Below are 21,372 nucleotides of genomic sequence, written 5' to 3'. Positions count from 1 at the left end.
CTTGTCGGACCTGACGGAGTGGGCCTATCCCCTCGCTGAGTCACTGCTCGCCGAGCCGCTGCCGCGACGGTGGAAGCATTCTCTGGGGGTCGCCGAACGGGCGCGCTCCATTGCGCTCATCCTCGGGCAGGACGCCGAGCTGTTGGAAGCCGCGGCTGTCCTCCACGACATCGGTTACTCCCCGGACCTGGTCAAGACGGGCCTTCACCCGCTGGACGGCGCCCGCTACCTCCGTGACGTGGCGCGCGCTGACGAACGCGTCACGAACCTGGTGGCACATCACTCGTGTGCCTGGATGGAGGCAGAAGCGCGCGGCCTGCGTAAGGAGCTGGAGGGCGAGTTCCTCCGCGAGGGCGCGCACCTTAATGACGCGCTCTGCTACTGCGACATGAACACGACGCCGGACGGCACGCCCACGAACCCCATCGACCGAGTCAACGAGATCACTGGGCGGTACGGGCCGGACAGCCTGATCGGTACGTTCATCCGCCGGGCCGAGCCTGAGATCCTTGCGTGCACCTCACGAGTGCTCGACCTGGTCACCGCCGCCAAGCGTCAGCCGATGTAAGGAGCCTTCTGCGTCCGATCCAACGCATGCTCGATGCGGAGCCGCATCGTCGGGTGGACGTCCAGTTGTGGCAGGTCCGCTGGGGCGACCCAGCGGACCTGTGTTGTCTCATTGCTGGTGCGCACCTCACCGCCGATCGGCCGTGCGCGGAAGCAGATGCTGAACTGTTGGCGCACCTCACCGTCGTCGTACTGCATCACATGTCCGGGGTCGGTGTAGATCCCGGACATGTCGACGACTTCGGCCTTGATCCCGGTCTCTTCCCAGACTTCACGCACCACGGTGTCGCTGATGGACTCCCCCACGTCGTGCCCGCCCCCGGGCAGTGCCCAGCGTCCGTTGTCGGACCGCTGGATCATGAGCACCTGTCCCGCGTCGTTCTGTACGAACGCCACGACGGACGGCACTACCGAGTTGGCCGGCGGGGCGTCGGGGTCGTGCAGGTAGTCGATCCGTCCCATGGTCAGGCTCCCGTGATGTCGCTATCAGTGATCGGCCGTGCGTTCTCCCAGGTGTGTTCGATGCTATTCGCATACGTGTCGAACAGTCCGCCGCCCGGCAGGCGACGCAGATGCAGCACGGGCGCCATGTAGGCCCCAATGCCGTACACGTGGGGGTTCACGAGCATCTCGTCATCAGACCGGTAGATCGAGTTGTAGAGAGTCGAGTCATGCAGCCGGAAGCCGACTTCCGGGTGACTCCTCATGAGCGGGCGATAGAGCAACAGAGCGTTGCGGATCTTGCCGCCCATGATCTGGTGCCCCTCGTCTACGCCACGCTGTCGGACGGCGGCACAGTCCGGGTCTCCGAGCAGGATGCGCACCTTTGCGCCCGCCTCCACCTTCGCCCTGACAAGGTCGTGAAACAGGGGGTCCTCAGAGAGGAACAGCCCGGAGTAAACCAGCACGTCAAGGCTCTGCTGTGCCCTGCCATACATCTCCCGCCAGAGGGCGGACGGCACCGTGTGCCGGTGCGGGTAGATCGTGGCGATCTCCGCTTTGGTGAGGTCCGTTGCGGTGTCGACGGCCCGGTCGTCTTCCCACAACGTCGTGACATCGACCTTGAGCACTGCGGCCGTCGCGTATTGGTGGCGTCGGTACGGCACTTTGCCCTGCGTGATCCAGCGCTCAATGGTCTTCGGGTTGACGTCGATCGCCTCGGCCAAGCTCTGGACCGTCATGTTCCGGGCCAACAGGGCGGACCTCAAACGTTCGTTGGACATCTGTACCCCCCGAGGGACGTCTAGGGACTTCTTGACGGTAGCCAGAACTCCCCGAGCTGTCCACGTATGGGGTGCCCAACTCCCCTGACCTGCAGCGATTCTGATGGTGCACCAAGAAGTTCCGGCACAAAGCCAAGAGGTTCGGTCGCTGTACTTGACGGACCCCTATGCAGTACCTGTAAAACAGGTACTGCATCTACGGAACGCAACAACTCGGTGGAAGCGGCTCATGCCGCATACGCAGAGGGCGGGGACGCTGCAATCCCGCTAAAGGCCAGGTGGAACAGGGTTTCGGCCCGTACTGGCGAGGTGGCCCGGTGACCGCGAGCAACGGCCGGAGAGTGGGGACTTGGTCCCCCTTGCAGTGCATATCCCCTGTTCAACGCCATCAAGGAGCGTCAGTGAGTCGACGAAAACGATGGGCGCGGCCGTGATCGACCGGCACGACGGCGCCGATTCATCCCCAGTCCGCAGGCACCACAGAGTGCCCCGGCCAACCGGTCGCCTTCCACCGAATCGCGGCGGCTAGCGCCGCGCCGGCTGCCTCCGCTGCTCGTCTCGTACGAGCAGCGCTGAGGGGAGCCGGGAAAGACCCGCGCTCACATCCGAGAGGGGTCCTCATGGGCGACAACAAGAGCGGAGCCGTCTTCAACTTCGGTGACGGTGACGTCACCTTCGGTGGGTCCGTGGTGCTGGGTGACCAGGTGGGCGTGTCCGGCGGCGTCGTCTACGGCGACGTCGTGATGGGCGAGGGCGTCAGCACCGAGGACACCGACAGCGAGTAGAACCGCACCCCATGCTTCACCGCCGCGTGTGGTTCACGCGGCTTCCACCATCAACGGCGCGCGGCCCCGGAGGTGCAACTCCGGGGCCGCTTTCGGGCCGTACCACCTGCGAGGGAGAACACGACCCAATGAACCACATCGTCACTGTTCAGGACGCTGTTACCGCGTTCGCCGACTTCATGGAGCCGACGGCCGCTGAGCTGGACGCGATCGAGCAGGAGATGCCCGCGATCCTCGCGGACGTCGACCTGCTCGACGCGCAGATCATCACCCTCGACCGCACCCCGACCGAGCTGGACACCCGCCGCATCCGCCGGGCCCGCCGCCGGGCGCTCGCCGCTCGCGTCGCACAGCTCAACCTCAACGCAGCCGGTGCGAGCCTTCCCGGGGGTGCCGCGTGAGCGCCACCGAACGGAACCTGACCGCCGCCCACGCTGAGGTGAAGGCGGAGATCACGCGGACCGACACCAAGACGGCGTTGTTGCTGGCGTTCGTCGGCGCGGTGCTCGCGGGCACCTGGACGGTCGCCCGCGACGTGCCGCTGACCGTGCCCGCCATCGTCGCGGGAGTTCCCGGGCTGGCGCTGCTGGTGGCGGCGGCCGGTCTGCTGCTGCGGTCGGTGCGCCCCAACCTTGGAGGCCGGCACGGCTTCCCCCTGTGGGCCACGCTCACCGCCGACGAGATCGGCGCCGCCGTCGCCCGGGATCTGGCCGCCGACATCGCTGGGCTGTCCCGGCTCGCGGTCGCGAAGTTCACGTGCCTGCGCCGCGCGGTCGACCTCACCCTGACCGGCGGCGCCCTGCTCATCCTCGCCGCCCTGCTCACGGCGGGAGGTGTGCTGTGAACACGCTGACCGCGCAGATGTCGGGCGACGGCGGGCCGTGGCGCCTGTACGTCGTCCTGTACGGCGAGAGCGAGTGGCCCACCGTCCGGTGGGAGTCCGGCCCGGTGCCCACCGGGGCGCAGCGCCGGGAGGCGCTGGCCTCCCTCGGTTACGAGGTCGCGCCCGGTGCCAAGTGGTCCTGGATCGAGGACAGCCAGAAGCCGTTCGACGACAGCACGCCGGTCGTCCTGATCGCGGCCGTGGACGTGCGCGAGCCGGAAGGGGCCGCCGCATGAGTGCCAAGACCGTTCTTCCGGCCGTCGCGATGACGGCCGTGTCCATGGTGCTGACCCTGGCCGTGGTCGTGATGTGGCTGGGCAGGGCTGTGCCGTGGCCGGTGGCCGTGGTCGTCGGTCTGGGCATCGACGGCGGATGGCTGGCCACCCTCGCCTACGAACGCCGCCTCGCAGCCCAGGGCGACCACAACCGCACCGTGACCGCCGTCGGCTGGTCGTTCGGCCTCATCGCCGCCGGTGTCCTGGTCGCCCACGCGCTCACCGCTGAGGACTCCGCCGGTGCGTGGCTGGCCGTGGCGTGGCTGCCGATCGCGGCCAAGGCGCTGTGGCTGGTCCACTCGATGTGGGAACGCACCGCGCTCACCCCGAACGCGCTGGGCGCCATCCGGGGCATCCGGCAGGAGGCCCGCGATGAGGCGGCTGTGGCCCGAGCTCGGCTGAGGGCGGAAGCGGCCACCGAGGAGACCCGGTTGACGGCCGTGACGGACGCCGGGGCCCGCGTCGCCCACGTCCAAGCGCGGACCGCACAGACGCTCTCTCAGGCGTGGTCGACGCTGGAAACGGCCCGGCAGGGCGAGGAGACCGGCAGGGCGCTGACCAGCGTGACGAGCCCCGTCACACCCGGCGTCACGGCCCGCTGGGAACTGCCGGTGTGGGGCCCGAGTGAGCCGACCGGAGCACCCGCGCTCGAAGCCGTACCCGCCCTCACCGACGACGCGCTTGACGTCCTGGTCGACGACATCCGTCACAGCCAGACCCCGGCCCTGTCGTACCGGGAGATGGCGGCCCGCTTCCGCGCGGCCGGCCACTCCGCATCCGAGGTCCGCCTACGGGCCGCGTGGAAGCGCGTCGCCTGATGGGCGCGCTGCCGGTGTTCCGGTGGCGCCTGGCTCCGGACGGCTACGCCACCCGTCGCCAACTCAGGGCGCGCGGTTTGCGGCCCGGTGGTCAGGGCGTGGCCGCTCAGCTCGAACGGCCACGCCGCCGCCGCGGGCCGCTGGTCGCCTACCTCTACCGCGTCGACCTCGCCAAGCCCGTGCGGCCGATGACCCCGGGCCGGTGGGCGGCGCTCGCCGCCGCGAACCGGGCCCGCCGCATCTGCCCGCAGTGCCGCCGCGATGCGGGCTACGTCATCCCCACCTCGCTCGGCACCTGCGTGCCCTGCGCCTACCCCGAATCCTCCGACTCTCCGAGGAGCGTCTGACCATGCGCAACGCCGATATCCGCCGCCTGGACCGAGAGATCCAGACGACGACGAAGAAACTGGAAGCGGTCCGCCGGGGCGAGTGGTGGCCGCTGAACGGCAGCGAGCGCCGGGCTATGGCCCGCGCCCTGGCCGGCGGCGCCTACAAGGTGGCCCGGGGCCGCAGCGCGGGCCGTGACGAACAGCGTATGGACACGACCGGCAACGCGGCCGAGATGCGGCTGAACGCGGAGCTGACCGCCCTGCACGCGGAACGGCAGCGCCTTACGACCGAGGCCGCCCGCGAGAAGGCCAAGCGGAAGTCGTCCGGCTGGTTCTGACCAGTCATCACGCCGGGGTGGCCGCTCTTTCCATGGACCCGGCCACCCCGGCGCCTTCCTTAACTCCCGCCCTCGAAGGGGCAGTCAGGAGAAGTTTCAGCATGTCTGAGAACGTCGTTCACCTCCACAAGCCCACCGACCCCCCGGCCGATGACACCGCCCCCACCGTGCTCACCGTCGTGCCGGACGCGCCGCCGGACCGGCCCGTGCCGCTGTGGGTCCGCTCCGGGCGCGCCATCAAGTCCGGCGTCACGCACGAGTCGACCCGGGCAACGGTGCGTGCGGCGGCCCGGCACAGTCTCTACACCCTCAACGGCGGCCGGATCGTGGCCCGCCGGACCTGGGACGGCCGTACCGGATCGCGCTATGAGCGGATGATCCGGGCGGCGGAAGCCGCGGGGAACCTGGAAGCGGCGGAAGAGTGGGAGGAGCGGTTGCAGCGCTTTCGCGCCGCCCGCCATCACCGCCGCATGGATCTCCTGCACTCGCCCGTGGAGGCCGCCAAGGGCGTGGCCGTCGGTGCTGGCATGGGCGTTGGTGTTCTGGTTGCCCTTGGCGTCGTGATGGCCCTCAACACGGGCCACGTCGGGGACGTGGTCACCCCGCTCACGGCCACCATCGACTTCATCGCCCTGCTGATCCGGATCGTTCAGGTCGTGTGGGGTCCGGCGCTCACGATCGGCCCGTTCCTCGCCCTGCTGGCCCTGTGGTCGGTTGGCCGCAAGCAGCAGGCCGCCCCGAACTGGGCACTGCCGGCGAACGTCCGCAACGGTGAGGGTGAGCCGATTACGCCGTCCATCGTGGTCAAGGCCCTGCGTGACCTCGGAGTCCCTGCCCTGGCGCGAGCCATCAAGGAGATGGGCGACGCCGGCGCGAGCATGCTCGGGCCGATCACCATTGCTGGATGCGGTGTCGAGGTCGACGTGACCCTTCCCTCCGGGGTGTCGACCAACGAGGTCCAGAGCAAGCGCAGGAAGCTTGCCGAGAACCTGACCCGGCATGAGCACGAGGTGTTCATCACGATCCCGCAGGCTGCGCGGACGGTGCGGCTGTGGGTCGCGGACTCGGGGGCGCTGGACGAGCCGATCGGCCCCTCTCCGCTGGTCACCGACGACGCGATGACCGCCGACTACGCCAAGGGCAAGGCGCCCTGGGGTCAGGACCTGCGCGGGGACGCGGCGAGCTTGAGCCTGTATCAGCGCCACCTGCTCATCACGGGCCTGTCGAACCAGGGCAAGACCGTGGCCCTGCGCTCCCTGGCGCTGTGGCTGTCGCTGGACAAGTCGGTGCAGTTCCTCATGGGTGACCTCAAGGGCGTGGGCGACTGGGCCATGTTCGACGGCCTGGCCACGACCCTGATCCAGGGGCCGACGGATGAGCACGTGATCCAGGTGACCGAGATGGTTGAAGGCGCGGTCGACGAGATGAACCGCCGGATCCAGGCGCCGCCCGGCACCGTGTTCCCGCCGCTGATCGTGCTGGTCGACGAAGCGCAGGTGGCGTTCATGTGCCCGGCCAAGGACGCCGACAAGCGCCCCTACGGCGGGTCCAAGGCCAACTCCCGCTACTTCATGGCCGTCCGGAAGATCCACAACCAGGGCCGTGCCGTGAACGTCCTGATGTGGCAGGGCACCCAGGACCCGACCAACGAGAACCTTCCCAAGCTGGTCCGCGAGGGCGCCCACACCCGCGCATCCCTCGCCCTGGGCACCGAATCCCAAGCCCGCATGGCCCTGGGAGACAAGGCCGTCGACGGCGGCGCGGCGCCGAATCTGCTGCGTCCTGGCCTGGACCGGGGAACCCTGGTCGTCGCCTCCGACGGCATCACCATCCCGGCCGGACAGTCGTCCATCACGGTCCGCACGCACTACATCGACGACGACGCGGCCGAAGCCATCACCGACAGGGCCAAGGCGCTGCGCGACGGCGTCACCACCCTGCACGCCATCGACCGCGACCCGGACCGTGACCCGCTCGCGGACATCGCCGCCGTGGTCGGCACGGCGGAGCGGGTGCGCACGAAGGACGTGCTGTCCCGGCTCGGCACGCTCAACGCGGACGCCTACGGCGGGTGGTCGTTCATCGACCTCAAGCGCGTCCTGGACGGCACCGGAGCCGAGCCGTACAAGTCCGACGGCGTCATGGTCGTCGCCCGCGACCGCCTCGCCCGCGCCCTCGCCAACCGCGACACCGAGGGTTCCGCTTCCGCCGACGGATGACAGGGAGCCGACCCCCGGCGGGTCAGGGAGACAGGGAGAACTCCCTGACCCCCTCCCTGACCCGGCTCCCTCACCCTGACCTGCACAAATGATCGCTCAGGGAGTCAGGGAGGCCCGCAGGTCAGCCCCCGAACACCCCTCCACACGGCACCCCGAAGGGGGTGTCCCTGCCTCCCTGACCAACTGCCGGAAGGGATTCCGCATGTACCCCGAGACACCCCGCCACGCGCCCGCCGAACGGGCCGTGGAAGTCCACCACCCCACCCCCATCACCCCCGGCGCCATCACGCCGGCACCGATGGTCGCAATGCAGCCGGGCACCGTCCCGACGGTCGCGAGCATCGTCCTGCCCGACGGCCGCGTCGTCACCGGCTACGCCATCAACCCCGCCCAACCCGAACCGCTCGCCGTCAAGCCGCCCGTCTCCCGCACGGCCGTCAACGTCGCCCTCGGAGGCGTCGGGTTCCTCGCGGTCTGCGGCGGGCTGCTGCTGCTCACGTCGTTCATCGCGGCCCTCACCGCGTTCATCACCCAGCTCATCACCCTCGCGGCCGTCATCTTCGGCGGATGGATCGCCGTGCAGGTCTTCAGCGCGAACGGCCACCGCAGCGGCACGACCGTGAACATCCGCAAGGCCCTGATCAAACGCAACCACTTCCACGGCTAGCTACGCCAAGGGCGGCCCCCTCGTCTCGCCAAAGATCCGGGGCCGCCCTTGCCAACCAGTCCACAACAGACCTGTTGGAGGCACCCAGCATGACCCATGGCCCCCTCGCGTCGCCGGAGGGCGGCAACATCAGTTTTTGCACCGGCTCCGGTGCGCTGGACCAGGCCGTGGAAGCCGTCACCGGCCTGCCCACGGTCCTGGTCGGCGAGAAGGACCCCGCCGCGTCCCGGCTGCTGGCCGCCCGCCTGCCCCACGCCCCCAACCTGGGCGACATCACCGCAGTCGACTTCGCGGCACTGGCCACCACGATGCCGCGCCCGGCGGCGCTCACCGCCGGATTCCCCTGCCAGGACATCTCCAACGCCGGACCTCGGGGAGGAATCGCCGGTGACCGCTCAGGACTCTGGAAAACCATCGCCCAAGCCATTCGCCACCTTCGACCCCGCCTCGTCTTCCTGGAAAACGTCGCCGCCCTCCGCAGCCGGGGACTTGACGTCGTCGCCGCCGACCTGGCCGCGATCGGGTACGACGCGCGATGGATGTGCCTACGCGCTGGAGATCCCGAAGTCGGAGCCTGCCACCGGCGCGACCGCTGGTTCGCCGTCGCCTATCCCGCTGCTGAAGACCCCCACCTCACAGCTCGGGCGCAACGGAGGACCCCAGCACCCGGACAAACGCAAAGCCGGCGGGCACGGGCCCACGCTGGAGGACGAAGTGGTCTTCTTGCTGCCCCCGACCGAGGCCTGAGGCTGCTGCCCACCCCGGCCGCCGCCGACGGCACCGGCGGCCCCGGCACCTCACCCAAACGCCAGGGCGGCATGAACCTGCGCACCGCCGTCACCCTGCTGCCCACCCCCGCGGCACGCGACTGGAAGTCAGGCGCCTCCAACCTGCTCGGCACCAACTCCCGCCCCCTCAATGAGGTAGTGGTCAACCTGCTGCCCACCCCCAAGGCATCCGACGGGCCGCACGGCGGGCCCAACCAGCGCGACACAGCGGGCAACTACTACCTCCCCGGCCAGGCCGTCCGCCTGGACGGACAGTGGGTCGCCACCAACGGCACCGACTACGGACCCGCCATCCACCGCTGGGAGCAAGTCCTGGGACGCCCCGCCCCCGAGCCGACCGAACCCGGTATCAAGGGCAACCGCCGGCTGTCCCCGGCGTTCGTGGAATGGATGATGGGCGCCGACCCCGGCTGGGTCACCGGCACGGACCTGGGACTCTCCCGCTCCGACCAGCTCAAGATCCTCGGCAACGGCGTCGTCATCCACCAAGCCGCCCTCGCCTACCGCACCCTGCTGGCCGCCGAATCCGCACCCGAAACTGCGGCCCCGGCCCAGCTCGCCCTGGACATCGCCTAACTACGCCAAGGGCGGCCCCCTCGTCTCGCCAAAGATCCGGGACCGCCCTTGCCAACCAGTCCACAACAGACCTGTTGGAGGCCTCCAGCATGACCCATGACCCCCGTGCCGCGCTGCTGTCCGCAGCGCTGGACGCCGCCGAACGCGGCTGGCACGTCTTTCCACTCCGGCCCGGCACCAAGCGGCCCGCCCTGCACGGCGAGACCGCCTGCCCCCGCACCGGCCCGTGCGAGAGCGGCCACGCCAAGTGGGAACAGCGCGCCACCACCAACCCCGACATCATCCGCGCCACCTGGACCAGGGCGCCGTACAACGTCGGTATCGCCACCGGCCCCTCCGGGCTGCTCGTCATCGACCTCGACGTGCCCAAGGATCACAGCAGTTCCGACACGCCTGACGGCGTGACGACCTTTGCAGCGCTCTGCGAGCGCGCCGGCCACGCCGTTCCCACCACCTACCGCACCCGGACCGCGAGCGGCGGTGAGCACCTGTACTTCGCCGCACCGCCCGGGGTCCGGCTGACCAACACCGCCCGCACGGTGGCCGCTTCAGTCGACACCCGCGGATGGGGCGGCTATGTCGTCGCCGCCGGAAGCACCACCCCGGCGGGACCGTACGAGGCTCTGTGCGGCCCTGAGACGGTCGCTGTGCCCGGATGGCTGCTGAGCATCCTCCGTCCGGCCCCCAAACCCTCTGAGGCGCCGTCAGTGGCCATGATGGGGCAATCCCGTCGATACGCGGACGTAGCACTCACCCGTGAGGCTCGGAACGTTGCGGGCGCCGCCCACGGCAGGCGCGAGGCCGCGTTATTCCGGGCCGCACGCGCCCTGGGACGGTTCGTCGCGTGGGGAGACCTCCCCCGGCACATGGTCGAGCAGGCTCTTCAGGAGGCGGGGGAGGCGGCCGGCCTCACCGTCGCCGAGTGCCGCTCCACCCTCCGCAGCGCCCTCAACTGGTCCATCGCCCACAACCAGCGGCGGAGGACGGCATGAGCACCCCTCCCCGCCCCTCCCTGAAGAGCATCACGCCCACCCCGGCCGGCCCGACCATCGCCGGACCGGCCGCACCCCGTCCGACCGAAGGCGCTCCGAAAAGCGCCGCCCGCAAGGGCGTCGTGACAGCCCTTCGCTCGAACCCGCACCCGGGCACCGACCCGACGCCGGACCAGCCCGGTATCCGGATCTCCGCCCCGCCGGTCTACCGCGACCACTGGGACGGCGCCCGCTGGTCCAAGCGATACGGCAGCACCCCCACCGCCGCCTACGCCTGCACCTGCGGAGAAACCTCCACCGCCACCGGCCCCGGGAACGTGGCCGCGCTGGTCGCCGACTACGACGCCCACAAGTCCGCCTGTACCGGAACGCCCGCCGCCCCCACCGAAGGGAGGGCCGCCGCATGACCACCACCATCGACGGCGCCGCGCTGCTGGACGAGGTAGAAGCCTTCCACCGCCGCTTCAACGTCTTCCCCACCGACGCCGCGTTCGTCGCGGTCGCCCTGTGGGACGCACACGCCCACCTGCTCGACTGCTTCGACTCCACCCCCCGCATCGCCTTCCTCTCCCCCGAGCCCGGGTCAGGCAAGACACGGGCGCTGGAGATCGTGGAAACCCTCGTGCCGCAGCCCATGACGGCCGTCAACGCGTCCGCCGCCGCACTGTTCCGGTCCGTCTCCGGCCCCGGCGGCAAGCCCACGATCCTGTTCGATGAGATCGACACCGTCTTCGGCCCGAAGGCAGGAGACAACGAGGAGTTGCGCGGGTTCCTCAACGCCGGACACCGCCGCACCGGGGTCACCTACCGGTGCATCGGCGACGGCGGCAACCAGACCGTGCAAGCCTTCCCCTCGTACTGCGCGGTGGCTGTCGCCGGTCTCGGCTCGCTGCCCGACACGATCCTGACCCGCTCCGTCATCATCCGCATGCGCCGCCGGGCCAGGAACGAAAAGGTGGAACCCTTCCGGGCCCGCATCCACGAAGCCGAGGGGCACAAGCTCCGCGACCGACTCGCCACGTGGGCAGAGCAGGCCCGAGGATTCGTCATGGGGGCATGGCCGGACATGCCCGACGGAGTCGCCGACCGCCCGGCGGACGTGTGGGAACCCCTGCTCGCCATCGCCGACGCGGCCGGCGGCCACTGGCCCGAGCGGGCCCGGGAAGCCTGCCTGACCCTGGTCAAAGCCTCCCGCGCCAACGACAAGGGCAGCCTGGGCGTCCGGCTGCTGACCGACCTGCGCGACCACGTCATGGTCGGCATCGACCGCCTGCCCACCGTCGCCATCCTCGACCGGCTCAACGCCCTGGACGACGCCCCATGGGCCGACCTCCACGGCAAGCCGCTCGACAACCGGCGCCTCTCCAAGATGCTCGCCGAGTACATGACGGCCGACAACGAGCCCATCGCCTCCCGCAACATCAAGACCGCCGGCAGCGTCCTCAAGGGCTACCACGCCGCCGATCTCTGGGACGCATGGGCCCGCTACTGCCCCCCACCCCCCGAAAGTCCGCTACCTCCGCTACCCGGCACCGAAAACGTGGCCTGACCAGCAGTGATGGGGTAGCGGCAAGCGCCGGAAAGTGCCGCTACCCCGCCGCTACCTATCCGCTACCGCTACCCCTTCCCGCTACCTCGAACAGGCCCCTGACCTGCGAGGTAGCGGCGGTAGCGGAAGTAGCGCCCCTCAGAGAGGCCCCCGGGACACCTCCCCCCCCCGAAGGAGTCACGACCTTGCGCAGCACCGAGAAACTCAAGCTCCGTGAAGTCCTCGAAGAGATCGAGATGAGCCGCGCCGCCTTCTACCGCATGCGCGCCCGCGGCAAGGCTCCCAAGCTCATCAAACTCCCCAACGGACAGCTCCGCTGCCGCCGCACCGACCTTGACGCCTGGTGGTCGTCGATGGAAGACGCCGCCTGATCGACCATCACCCGCACACGAGACACGAGGGGCCCGCTTCCAGTGGGCCCCTCTGGAGTTTGCATGTCACTGACGTACGACGTTCGCCTCTACTCCATCGAAATCCGCAAAGACCGGCCGAAGCCGTACCGCCTCCGTTGGCTGGTCGGGGAGCGCAAGCACTCCAAGAGCTACACGCTCAAGGTGCAGGCGGAAGGCCGCCGCTCGGAACTCATGTCCGCTGTGCGACGCGGCGACCAGTTCGACGAAGAGACGGGCCTGCCGGTCTCCGAGCTGCGAGCGAAGCAGGGTTCGGTCACCTGGTACGAGCACACCCGTGCGTACGTCGACCGCAAATGGGTGTTGGCGCCGGCGAAGTCGCGGAAGAACTACGCCGATGCGCTGGCGACGATCACCCCCGCGCTCGTGAAGACGAAGACGGGAATGCCTGACATCGCGCTCATGCGACGCGCGTTGTACGGGTGGGCGTACAACCGGAACCGCTGGAACGAGACCCCGCCGGACGACGTGGCCCGCGCCCTCGCCTGGATTTCGAAGCACTCCATGCCGGTCTCCGCATTGGAAGACCCGGCGACCGTGCGCCTGGCCCTCGACGCTCTCGCCCTGCGGCTGGACGGGAAGGCGGCAGCACCGCGCACCGCCAAGCGGAAGCGGGCATGTCTGAGCGACGTTCTCGGACTCGCCGTGGAAGAGCAGTACTTCGCCCTCCCGGTCAACCCGATCACGGCCGTGAAATGGACCGCCCCGAAGTCCGTGGAGGAGGTGGACCCCGAGAGTGTCGCCAACCCTCGTCAGGTGCGCGCTCTCTTGGCTGGGGTGCGTGAACAGGGGCCCCGGGGGCGACACCTGGAAGCGTTCTTCGGGTGCCTGTACTACGCGGCCATGCGCCCGGCCGAAGCGGCCGGACTGCGTGCGAGCCAGTGCCACCTTCCGGAAACAGGGTGGGGGATGCTCACGCTGCGGCAGGGGGTCGTCCGGGCAGGACGAAGCTGGACGGACGACGGGGCGGCACACGAGATGCGCCACCTGAAGGCCCGCGCCAAGAAGGACTCCCGTCCCGTGCCGATCCCGCCACACTTCGTCCGCCTGCTGCGGCAGCACATCGCCACGCACGGCACGGCGCCCGATGGCCGGCTCTTCCGGACGAACCGCAACGGCCTGCTACAGGAAACCGGCTACGGGGAGGTGTGGGCGAGGGCCCGGAAAGACGTGCTGAGTGAAGCGGAGACGGTCTCGCTGCTAGCTCGCCGCCCCTACGACCTGCGGCACGCCGGAGTGTCGTTCTGGCTCAGTTCCGGCGTGGACGCGATGGAGTGCGCCCGCCGCGCCGGCCACAGCATCGCGGTGCTGCACAAGGTGTACGCCAAGGTGCTGGACCAGACTCGAGAGCGTGCGAACAGCCGGATCGATGCGGCCCTGCGGGAGTGGAACGAGCCGGAGTGATCACGCTCACCCCCGGGGGACACCTGGGGGACGCACACTGATCAACGGTGGGATACGGGCGGTACGAGGTGAGACACGTCCACGCCCCGTCCACACCGAATCGAACAGGGGAAGGCAACGAAAGACCCCCTCTGACCAGGTAAATAACCTGGTCAGAGGGGGTCCCGTTTCAACTTACCCACTGTGGCGGCGCCAGGATTCGAACCTGGGAAGGCTGAGCCGGCAGATTTACAGTCTGCTCCCTTTGGCCGCTCGGGCACACCGCCGGGGTTGCTGCCCTTCGAGCCGCTTTTCGGCGGCGCTCCGTGGCAACGACGTAAACAATACCTGATGCGGTGGGGTGCTTCGCCACCTGATTGATCTGCGCTCGAACGCCGGTGGGTGGCTAGGCTTGTCCGGATGCGGCCCGGGACTGCCGGGCTCGGCGCCCGCCCCCACGTACGCCGATACGTACCTGTACGCACCCCTATACGCACCCCGATACAAGGAGCCACAGGACATGGCCGACTCCAGTTTCGACATCGTCTCGAAGGTCGAGCGGCAGGAGGTCGACAACGCCCTCAACCAGGCCGCCAAGGAGATCTCGCAGCGCTACGACTTCAAGGGCGTGGGTGCCTCGATCTCGTGGTCCGGTGACAAGATCCTGATGGAGGCGAACTCCGAGGACCGGGTCAGTGCCGTCCTCGACGTCTTCCAGTCCAAGCTGATCAAGCGCGGGATCTCGCTGAAGGCGCTGGACGCGGGTGAGCCTCAGCTCTCCGGCAAGGAGTACAAGATCTTCGCGTCGATCGAGGAGGGCATCTCCCAGGACAACGCGAAGAAGGTGGCGAAGATCATCCGGGATGAGGGTCCGAAGGGCGTCAAGGCCCAGGTGCAGGGCGACGAGCTGCGGGTCAGCTCGAAGAACCGCGACGATCTGCAGGCCGTCATCGCCCTCCTCAAGGGCAAGGACTTCGAGTTCGCTCTGCAGTTCGTGAACTATCGGTAACCAAACCATCGGTAGCCACCGGTGAGCGATCGCCTTCCCCGCACGGTGACCGGTTCTGCCGCGCAGGAGCCGAGGCAGGAACCGGTCGCCGTCACTACACGGTGACCGGTTCTGCCGCCCAGAAGCCGAGGAGGGGACCCGGGCGGAGTTGGGCGGAGCCGCGAGACGAGGGTGTGACCTGGGCAAATCGCCCTCGTCACACCCTTCTTCCTTCCTCCCAGTCCTTCCGTACCTCCGGCTTGCTCTTTCTTCTCCTCGTCAAAGCACCTGCCCTACAGGCCTGTTGGGATATGTGTCGCGGCGCGCTCAGTCGCGCGAGTTGCCGAACAGAAGGCGGTAGACGACGAGGAGGACGAGCGAGCCGCCGATCGCCGCCGCCCACGTGGCGCCGTCGTAGAAGTCCTTGCTGATCGGGTGGTCGAGCCAACGGGCGGATATCCAGCCGCCGAGGAAGGCGCCCACGACGCCGATGATCGTCGTACCGACGAAGCCGCCCGGGTCACGGCCCGGCAGCAGGAACTTGGCTATGGCTCCGGCCAACAGGCCGAGGATGATCCAGCTGATGATGCTCATGCTCTGAACCTGCCCTTCCATTTGGTGCCCGTGCTGTCCCGGCGCTGTGATCTGGGTCGCTTCGGGCTGGGTTCGTGCGCTCTGCTCGTCGCGCGAGTCTTCACGCCGTGTTGGTGAGCAGGACGAGACGGCTGCACCCTGTGGTTGCAGCGGTCAGTAGGGTGCGGCGCATGACTCGTTCCGGTGCTGATCTGCGGCGCACCCTCGGCGTGGGCGACGCGGTCGTCATCGGCCTGGGTTCGATGATCGGCGCCGGCATCTTCGCCGCCCTCGGGCCCGCGGCACGCGCGGCCGGCTCCGGGCTGTTGCTCGGGCTGGCGGTCGCTGCCGTGGTCGCGTACTGCAACGCGACCTCGTCGGCACGGCTGGCCGCCCTGTACCCGGCGTCCGGCGGCACCTATGTGTACGGGCGCGAGCGGCTCGGGGCGTTCTGGGGTTATCTCGCGGGCTGGTCGTTCGTGGTCGGCAAGACCGCCTCCTGCGCGGCGATGGCGCTCACCGTGGGCGCGTACGTCTGGCCGGGACAGGCGCACGCGGTCGCGGTCGCGGCCGTGGTGGCGTTGACCGCGGTGAACTACGGCGGCGTCCAGAAGTCCGCCTGGCTGACCCGGGCGATCGTGGCGGTGGTCCTGGCTGTCCTCGCCTCCGTGGTGGTCGTCTGCCTGGGGTCGGGAGCGTCCGACGCCGGGCGGCTGGACATCGGGGTCTCGGGCGGTGTGGGCGGGATCCTTCAGGCGGCCGGTCTGCTGTTCTTCGCGTTCGCGGGGTACGCGCGCATCGCGACCCTCGGCGAGGAGGTGCGGGATCCGGCGCGCACCATCCCGCGCGCGATCCCCCTGGCGTTGGGGATCGCGCTGGCGGTCTACGCGTGTGTGGCGGTGGCTGTCCTGTCCGTGCTGGGGTCGGGTGGCCTGGGGCACGCGGACGCTCCGCTGGCGGACGCGGTGCGTGCGGCCGGGGTGCCGGGGTTGGTGCCGGTGGTACGGGTGGGCGCCGCCGTGGCCGCGCTGGGCTCCCTGCTCGCCCTGATCCTGGGCGTCTCACGGACGACGCTGGCCATGGCCCGGGACCGGCATCTGCCCGCCACGCTGGCCACCGTGCATCCGCGCTTCCAGGTCCCGCACCGGGCGGAGCTGGCCGTGGGCGCGGTGGTCGCCGTCCTGGCCGCCACGGTGGACGTACGGGGTGCGATCGGCTTCTCGTCCTTCGGCGTGCTGGCGTACTACGCGGTGGCCAACGCGTCGGCCTGGACGCTCTCCTCGGCTCCGGCGGCCCGGGTCGTACCGGCGGCGGGCCTGCTCGGCTGCGTGGTACTGGCGTTCGCGCTTCCGGCGGTCTCGGTGGTGGTGGGGGCGGGGGTACTGGCGGTCGGCGTGGTGGCGTACGGGGTACGGCGGTGGGTGGCGAGGCGGGGGTAGTGGGGCCCCGCCTCCCTCGCCCTCGGTCCGCCCGTCAGCGGGCTGCGAAGGGCTGGTCCGTGGGCACGATCTCGCGTCCCAGCGGGAGCAGCGACACGGGGATCAGCTTGAAGTTGGCGATGCCGAACGGGATGCCGATGATCGTGAGGCACAGCGCGATGCCGGTGACGATGTGGGCGAGGGCCAGCCACCAGCCCGCGAGGACCAGCCACAGGACGTTGCCGACACACGAGGGTGCCCCGGCGTCACGGCGCTCGATGGTGGTGTAGCCGAAGGGCCACAGGGCGTAGACGCCGATACGGAACGACGCCACGCCAAATGGGATTCCGATCACGGTGATGCACAACAGCACGCCCGCGGCCAGGTATCCGAGGAAGAGCCAGAAGCCGCTCAGGACGAGCCAGATGACGTTCAGGATGGTTTTCATTGGGGGCGACCTGCCATCTTCTCGAGGCGGGCGATGCGCTCCGCCATGGGCGGATGGGTCGAGAACATCTTGGAGAGTCCCTGGCCTGGACGAAAGGGGTTCGCGATCATCATGTGGCTCGCCGTCTCGATGCGGGGCTCCGGGGGCAACGGGAGTTGCTTGGTGCCCGCTTCGAGCTTGTTCAGGGCGCTTGCGAGGGCGAGCGGGTCTCCGGTGAGCTGGGCGCCGGAGGCGTCGGCCTCGTACTCCCTCGAGCGGCTGATGGCCAGTTGGATGAGGGTGGCGGCGAGCGGGCCCAGAATCATGATCAGCAGCATGCCGAGGAGTCCGGGTCCTTCGTCGTCGTCGGAGCGGCCGATCGGGATCAGCCAGGCGAAGTTGACCAGGAACATGATCACGGAGGCCAGGGCCCCGGCGACCGAGGAGATCAGGATGTCGCGGTTGTAGACGTGACTGAGCTCGTGGCCGATGACACCGCGCAGTTCGCGCTCGTCCAGGAGGCGCAGGATGCCGTCGGTGCAGCACACGGCGGCGTTGCGCGGATTGCGGCCGGTCGCGAAGGCGTTGGGTGCCTCGGTCGGGGAGATGTACAACCGGGGCATGGGCTGGCGGGCCTGGGTGGAGAGGTCGCGGACCATGCGGTACAGGGCGGGGGCCTCGAACTCGCTGACCGGGCGGGCCCGCATCGCGCGTAGAGCCAGCTTGTCGCTGTTCCAGTACGCGTACGCGTTGGTCCCGAGGGCGATGACGACCGCGATGACGAGCCCCATTCGGCCGAAGAAGCTGCCGATGACGATGATGAGTGCGGACAGTCCCCCGAGGAGTACTGCGGTCCTGAGCCCGTTGTGCCGGCGGTGCACGGTACGCCCTCCAAGTCGTACAGCAGGGGAACCCTTTGCTTGGTGATCTTCCTTGGTGATCAGCTGTGCCACTGGTGTCGCGGTGTCACGTCCAGTGGACCCTCCCGTTTTGGTGAACGCCAGGCGAGGGCCACTAGTTCCCTTGTGCGTCCCGCGGCCCTGGTCGGCCGTCCGGGTGACGGCTCAGAAGAGGCCGGTGTCGGCGAAGCGCAGGACCAGCTGGGGTGCCCCGGAGAGGGCCACGGCGAGGACGCCGGTGAGGGCGATCGCGGCGGTGAGGGGAGCGGGCACCCGGTGCTTGTGGGGCTCGCCCTCGGGGGCCCGGAACAGCAGGGTCGTCCACTGGAGGTAGTAGAACAGCGCGATCACGACGTTCACGGCCATGACCACGGCGAGCCAGCCGAGGCCCGCGTCGACGGCCGCGGAGAAGACGGTGACCTTGGCGAAGAGGCCGATGATGCCGGGCGGCAGTCCGGCCAGGCAGAGCAGGAAGAAGGCCAGGAGGAGGGCCGCGAGGGGGTGCGACGCGTACAGGCCGCGGTAGTCGGAGATCCGGTTGAGGGTCTTCGTGCGGCCGACGAGTGCGGCGATCGCGAAGGCGCCCAGGTTCACGGCGGCGTACATGAGGGCGTACGCGACGGTGGAGCCGATCGAGTGCTCGGCGTCGTCGGAGTACGCGGCGGCGGCGATCGGGACGAGGAGGTACCCGGCCTGGCCCACGGAGGACCAGGCGAGCAGGCGTACCGCGCTGTACGCGCGCGTGGCCTGCTGGCGGAGGGCACCGACGTTGCCGACGGTCATGGTGAGGGCGGCCAGTGCCGCGAGGGCCGGGCCCCACACGTCGGCGTACGACGGGAGGGCGACGACCGTGATGAGGATGAGGCCGGAGAAGCCGACCGCCTTGCCGACGACCGACAGGTAGGCGGCGATCGGGAGGGGCGCTCCCACGTAGGTGTCGGGCACCCAGAAGTGGAAGGGGACGGCGGCCGTCTTGAAGGCGAAGCCGATGAGGGTGAGGACGACGCCGGTCTGGGTGAGGGTGTGCAGTTGTCCGTCGACGTTCTGGATGCGCTCGGCGACCTGGGTGAGGTAGAGGGTGCCGGTGGCGGCGTACACGAAGCTGATGCCCATGAGGCTGACCGCGGTGGCGGTGACCGAGGACAGGAAGAACTTCAGGGCGGCTTCGGAGGACTTCTTGTCGCCGTGCCGGAGGCCGACGAGGGCGAAGGCGGGCAGGGAGGCGACCTCCAGGGCGACGATCAGGGTCGCGAGGTCGCGGGAGGCGGGCAGGAGCGCGGCTCCGGCCGCGGAGGACAGCAGCAGGAACCAGTACTCCCCTTCGGGGAGTCCTTTGTCGGCGTCCTTGAGTGCGGTGACCGACAGGAGGGCGGCGAGGAGGGCGCCGCCTAGGACCAGGAGTTGGAGGACGAGGGTGAAGCGGTCGGCGGTGTAGCTGCAGACGCCGGCGTCCGCGGTCAGGCAGAAGGTGGAGCGGTCGCCGTCCAGGAGGGGCAGCAGCATGAGGGCCGAGGCGGCGAGGCCCGCGACCGAGAGCCGGCCGAGCAGCGCCTTCCTGTGGTCGCCGACGAACAGGTCGGCGACGAGGACGACGAGTCCGACCACGGCCGTGATGGTGGGCGGGGCGATGGCGAGCCAGTCGACGGACTGGACGAGGGGCGCGGCCAGCGGCTGGGCCAGGGAGCTCATCGGGTGCCTCCTGCGAGGAGCTGCTGCACGGCCGGGTCGGTCAGGCCGAGGAGGGCCTTGGGCCAGAGGCCGGCGGCGACGGTGAGGGCGACGAGCGGGGTCCAGGCCGCGAACTCGTAGGTGCGCACGTCGGCGAGTTTCGGGGCTTCCTGCGGTACGGCGCCCATGCAGACGCGGCGGACCACGATGAGCATGTACGCGGCCGTCAGCAGGGTGCCGAAGGCGCCGATCGCCATGAAGGTGAGGAAGGCGGGGCGGCTGAGGCCGCCGGCGGGTTCGAACGCGCCGAACAGCGCCAGCATCTCGCCCCAGAATCCGGCGAGGCCGGGCAGGCCGAGCGAGGCGACCGCGGCGAACGCGAGCAGGCCGCCGAGGCGCGGGGCCTTGCCGTAGAGGGCGGCGCCGGTCTCCTCGGCAAGAGTGTCCAGGTCGGTGCTGCCGGTGCGGTCCTTCAGTGCGCCGACCAGGAAGAAGAGAAGGCCGGTGATGAGGCCGTGGGCGATGTTGGCGAACAGCGCGCCGTTCACGCCGGTCGGGGTCATGGTCGAGATGCCGAGGAGGACGAAGCCCATGTGGCCGACGGAGGAGTAGGCGATGAGGCGTTTGAGGTCGCCTTTCGCTCCCTGCTTGGCGAGGGCGAGGCAGGCCAGGGATCCGTAGATGATGCCGACGACGGCGAAGGCGGCGAGGTAGGGCGCGAAGGTGCGGAAGCCGTCCGGCGCGACCGGCAGCAGGATGCGGACGAACCCGTACGTTCCCATCTTCAGCAGGACGCCGGCCAGCAGGACCGAGCCGACGGTGGGGGCGGCGGTGTGGGCGTCGGGCAGCCAGCTGTGCAGCGGCCACATCGGGGTCTTGACCGCGAGCCCGATCCCGATCGCCAGAACGGCGATGACCTGCACGGATGTGGTCAGCGACCGGCCGTTGTCAGTGGCGAGTGCCACCATGTCGAATGTGCCCGCATTGATTCCGATCAGGAGCAGGCCGAGCAGCATGACCACGGAACCGAGCAGGGTGAAGAGGATGAACTTCCAGGCGGCCTGGGTTCGTTGCTCACCGCCCCAGCGGGCGATGAGGAAGTACATCGGGATGAGGACCATCTCGAAGGCGAGGAAGAACAGAATCAGATCGAGGACGGCGAAGGTCGCGAGTGTGCCGGACTCGAGGACGAGCAGCAGGGCGACGAACGCCTTCGGGGACGGGCCCGCGGGCAGCTTGAAGTAGGAGTAGAGCGCGCAGAGGAAGGTCAGCAGCGCGGTCAGGACCAGAAGGGGGAGGGAGATGCCGTCGATGCCGAGGTGGATCCGCACGTCGAGTGCGGGGATCCAGCTGATGTCGGTCGTGGCCTGCATCTTCGACGGGTGGTCGTGGTCGAAGCCGAGCGCGAGGACGATCGCGGCGACGAGGATCACGCCGGTGACCGTCACCCCGTGCCGCAGCACGGCCTGCTCGGGTGACTTCCCCTTCAGTCCGGGCGGGGCGGGCAGGAGAGCGGCGGCGGCCCCGAGGAGCGGGCCGACCACGATCAATGCCAGAAGGAACTGCATCACGGACTCGTTGATATCGATCACGCCTG

At 69.5% G+C, this 21,372-nt stretch carries 25 protein-coding genes and 1 tRNA gene; 18 read left to right on the top strand and 8 right to left on the bottom strand.

The window, feature by feature from the left end; translation table 11 throughout:
* The first annotated feature begins 1 nt into the window (after nt 1).
* Nucleotides 2-568 (top strand): HD domain-containing protein, encoded by a 567-nt coding sequence (locus OHA64_RS28760; protein ID WP_405617849.1) that lies wholly within the window; start codon nt 2-4, stop codon nt 566-568.
* On the opposite strand, the gene OHA64_RS28755 is transcribed toward OHA64_RS28760, so the two are convergent.
* Nucleotides 556-1,029, bottom strand: a complete 474-nt coding sequence (locus OHA64_RS28755) for an NUDIX domain-containing protein (RefSeq protein ID WP_405617847.1) — start codon at nt 1,027-1,029, stop codon at nt 556-558. The genes OHA64_RS28760 and OHA64_RS28755 overlap by 13 nt on opposite strands.
* Before the next feature lie 2 nt (nt 1,030-1,031).
* On the bottom strand, nt 1,032-1,790 hold the full coding sequence (locus OHA64_RS28750) for an XRE family transcriptional regulator (RefSeq protein WP_405617845.1): 759 nt from the start codon (nt 1,788-1,790) through the stop codon (nt 1,032-1,034).
* 620 nt (nt 1,791-2,410) lie between these two features.
* Between OHA64_RS28750 and OHA64_RS28745 the strand changes: the two genes are divergently transcribed.
* From OHA64_RS28745 to OHA64_RS28675, 15 genes are all read left to right on the top strand, one after another.
* A complete protein-coding gene (locus OHA64_RS28745; protein ID WP_405617843.1) occupies nt 2,411-2,575 on the top strand; it encodes a hypothetical protein in 165 nt (54 codons plus the stop codon).
* Nucleotides 2,576-2,703: 128 nt separating this feature from the next.
* Nucleotides 2,704-2,976: a DUF6284 family protein gene (locus OHA64_RS28740; protein WP_405617840.1), complete on the top strand. Its 273-nt coding sequence runs from the start codon at nt 2,704-2,706 to the stop codon at nt 2,974-2,976.
* The gene (locus OHA64_RS28735; RefSeq protein ID WP_405617838.1) at nt 2,973-3,419 is read left to right on the top strand and encodes a Pycsar system effector family protein; all 447 of its coding nucleotides are present in this window, start codon (nt 2,973-2,975) and stop codon (nt 3,417-3,419) included. The genes OHA64_RS28740 and OHA64_RS28735 overlap by 4 nt, the downstream gene beginning before the upstream one ends.
* Nucleotides 3,416-3,694 (top strand): DUF6303 family protein, encoded by a 279-nt coding sequence (locus OHA64_RS28730; RefSeq protein WP_405617836.1) that lies wholly within the window; start codon nt 3,416-3,418, stop codon nt 3,692-3,694. The genes OHA64_RS28735 and OHA64_RS28730 overlap by 4 nt, the downstream gene beginning before the upstream one ends.
* Nucleotides 3,691-4,551 (top strand): protein spdB, encoded by an 861-nt coding sequence (locus OHA64_RS28725; RefSeq protein WP_405617834.1) that lies wholly within the window; start codon nt 3,691-3,693, stop codon nt 4,549-4,551. Before OHA64_RS28730 ends, OHA64_RS28725 begins: the two co-directional genes overlap by 4 nt.
* The gene (locus OHA64_RS28720) at nt 4,551-4,898 is read left to right on the top strand and encodes an RRQRL motif-containing zinc-binding protein (RefSeq protein WP_405624151.1); all 348 of its coding nucleotides are present in this window, start codon (nt 4,551-4,553) and stop codon (nt 4,896-4,898) included. Before OHA64_RS28725 ends, OHA64_RS28720 begins: the two co-directional genes overlap by 1 nt.
* A 2-nt stretch (nt 4,899-4,900) precedes the next feature.
* Complete coding sequence (locus OHA64_RS28715) at nt 4,901-5,218, top strand: hypothetical protein (RefSeq protein WP_405617832.1); 318 nt, start codon at nt 4,901-4,903, stop codon at nt 5,216-5,218.
* 101 nt (nt 5,219-5,319) lie between these two features.
* Complete coding sequence (locus OHA64_RS28710) at nt 5,320-7,437, top strand: FtsK/SpoIIIE domain-containing protein (protein WP_405617830.1); 2,118 nt, start codon at nt 5,320-5,322, stop codon at nt 7,435-7,437.
* Between the two features lie 202 nt (nt 7,438-7,639).
* Nucleotides 7,640-8,104, top strand: a complete 465-nt coding sequence (locus OHA64_RS28705; protein WP_405617828.1) for a hypothetical protein — start codon at nt 7,640-7,642, stop codon at nt 8,102-8,104.
* An 89-nt stretch (nt 8,105-8,193) separates the two neighbouring features.
* The gene (locus OHA64_RS28700; protein WP_405617826.1) at nt 8,194-9,468 is read left to right on the top strand and encodes a DNA cytosine methyltransferase; all 1,275 of its coding nucleotides are present in this window, start codon (nt 8,194-8,196) and stop codon (nt 9,466-9,468) included.
* Between the two features lie 89 nt (nt 9,469-9,557).
* On the top strand, nt 9,558-10,460 hold the full coding sequence (locus tag OHA64_RS28695; RefSeq protein WP_405617824.1) for a bifunctional DNA primase/polymerase: 903 nt from the start codon (nt 9,558-9,560) through the stop codon (nt 10,458-10,460).
* The gene (locus OHA64_RS28690) at nt 10,457-10,867 is read left to right on the top strand and encodes a hypothetical protein (protein ID WP_405617822.1); all 411 of its coding nucleotides are present in this window, start codon (nt 10,457-10,459) and stop codon (nt 10,865-10,867) included. The genes OHA64_RS28695 and OHA64_RS28690 overlap by 4 nt, the downstream gene beginning before the upstream one ends.
* Nucleotides 10,864-12,009, top strand: a complete 1,146-nt coding sequence (locus OHA64_RS28685) for a DUF3631 domain-containing protein (RefSeq protein WP_405617820.1) — start codon at nt 10,864-10,866, stop codon at nt 12,007-12,009. The genes OHA64_RS28690 and OHA64_RS28685 overlap by 4 nt, the downstream gene beginning before the upstream one ends.
* A 185-nt stretch (nt 12,010-12,194) precedes the next feature.
* Nucleotides 12,195-12,380, top strand: a complete 186-nt coding sequence (locus OHA64_RS28680) for a helix-turn-helix transcriptional regulator (RefSeq protein WP_405617818.1) — start codon at nt 12,195-12,197, stop codon at nt 12,378-12,380.
* A 63-nt stretch (nt 12,381-12,443) separates the two neighbouring features.
* On the top strand, nt 12,444-13,823 hold the full coding sequence (locus tag OHA64_RS28675) for a tyrosine-type recombinase/integrase (protein WP_405617816.1): 1,380 nt from the start codon (nt 12,444-12,446) through the stop codon (nt 13,821-13,823).
* A 184-nt stretch (nt 13,824-14,007) separates the two neighbouring features.
* Here the strand turns inward: OHA64_RS28675 and OHA64_RS28670 are convergent.
* Nucleotides 14,008-14,089 (bottom strand) — tRNA-Tyr (locus tag OHA64_RS28670).
* Between the two features lie 233 nt (nt 14,090-14,322).
* Between OHA64_RS28670 and OHA64_RS28665 the strand changes: the two genes are divergently transcribed.
* On the top strand, nt 14,323-14,811 hold the full coding sequence (locus OHA64_RS28665) for a YajQ family cyclic di-GMP-binding protein (RefSeq protein WP_405617814.1): 489 nt from the start codon (nt 14,323-14,325) through the stop codon (nt 14,809-14,811).
* Between the two features lie 306 nt (nt 14,812-15,117).
* Here the strand turns inward: OHA64_RS28665 and OHA64_RS28660 are convergent, their stop codons facing one another.
* Complete coding sequence (locus OHA64_RS28660; protein ID WP_405617812.1) at nt 15,118-15,384, bottom strand: GlsB/YeaQ/YmgE family stress response membrane protein; 267 nt, start codon at nt 15,382-15,384, stop codon at nt 15,118-15,120.
* Nucleotides 15,385-15,554: 170 nt separating this feature from the next.
* Between OHA64_RS28660 and OHA64_RS28655 the strand changes: the two genes are divergently transcribed.
* Nucleotides 15,555-16,802: an APC family permease gene (locus tag OHA64_RS28655; RefSeq protein WP_405617810.1), complete on the top strand. Its 1,248-nt coding sequence runs from the start codon at nt 15,555-15,557 to the stop codon at nt 16,800-16,802.
* Between the two features lie 34 nt (nt 16,803-16,836).
* On the opposite strand, the gene OHA64_RS28650 is transcribed toward OHA64_RS28655, so the two are convergent.
* The 4 genes from OHA64_RS28650 to OHA64_RS28635 form a co-directional block, all read right to left on the bottom strand.
* Nucleotides 16,837-17,229 carry a YccF domain-containing protein gene (locus OHA64_RS28650; protein WP_405617808.1) on the bottom strand — a complete coding sequence of 131 codons (393 nt, stop codon included), beginning with the start codon at nt 17,227-17,229 and terminating at the stop codon, nt 16,837-16,839.
* On the bottom strand, nt 17,226-18,089 hold the full coding sequence (htpX, locus tag OHA64_RS28645) for a zinc metalloprotease HtpX (protein WP_405617806.1): 864 nt from the start codon (nt 18,087-18,089) through the stop codon (nt 17,226-17,228). The genes OHA64_RS28650 and htpX overlap by 4 nt, the downstream gene beginning before the upstream one ends.
* A 183-nt stretch (nt 18,090-18,272) precedes the next feature.
* The gene (locus OHA64_RS28640; RefSeq protein ID WP_405617803.1) at nt 18,273-19,796 is read right to left on the bottom strand and encodes an NADH-quinone oxidoreductase subunit N; all 1,524 of its coding nucleotides are present in this window, start codon (nt 19,794-19,796) and stop codon (nt 18,273-18,275) included.
* The gene (locus OHA64_RS28635) at nt 19,793-21,367 is read right to left on the bottom strand and encodes a NuoM family protein (protein WP_405617801.1); all 1,575 of its coding nucleotides are present in this window, start codon (nt 21,365-21,367) and stop codon (nt 19,793-19,795) included. Before OHA64_RS28635 ends, OHA64_RS28640 begins: the two co-directional genes overlap by 4 nt.
* Between the last annotated feature and the right edge of the window lie 5 nt (nt 21,368-21,372).

The organism is Streptomyces sp. NBC_00076, from assembly GCF_045041235.1.
Lineage (GTDB): Bacteria > Actinomycetota > Actinomycetes > Streptomycetales > Streptomycetaceae > Streptomyces.
Note: the sequence above shows the minus strand (reverse complement) of the source record. Positions and strands in the feature narration are given on the sequence as shown.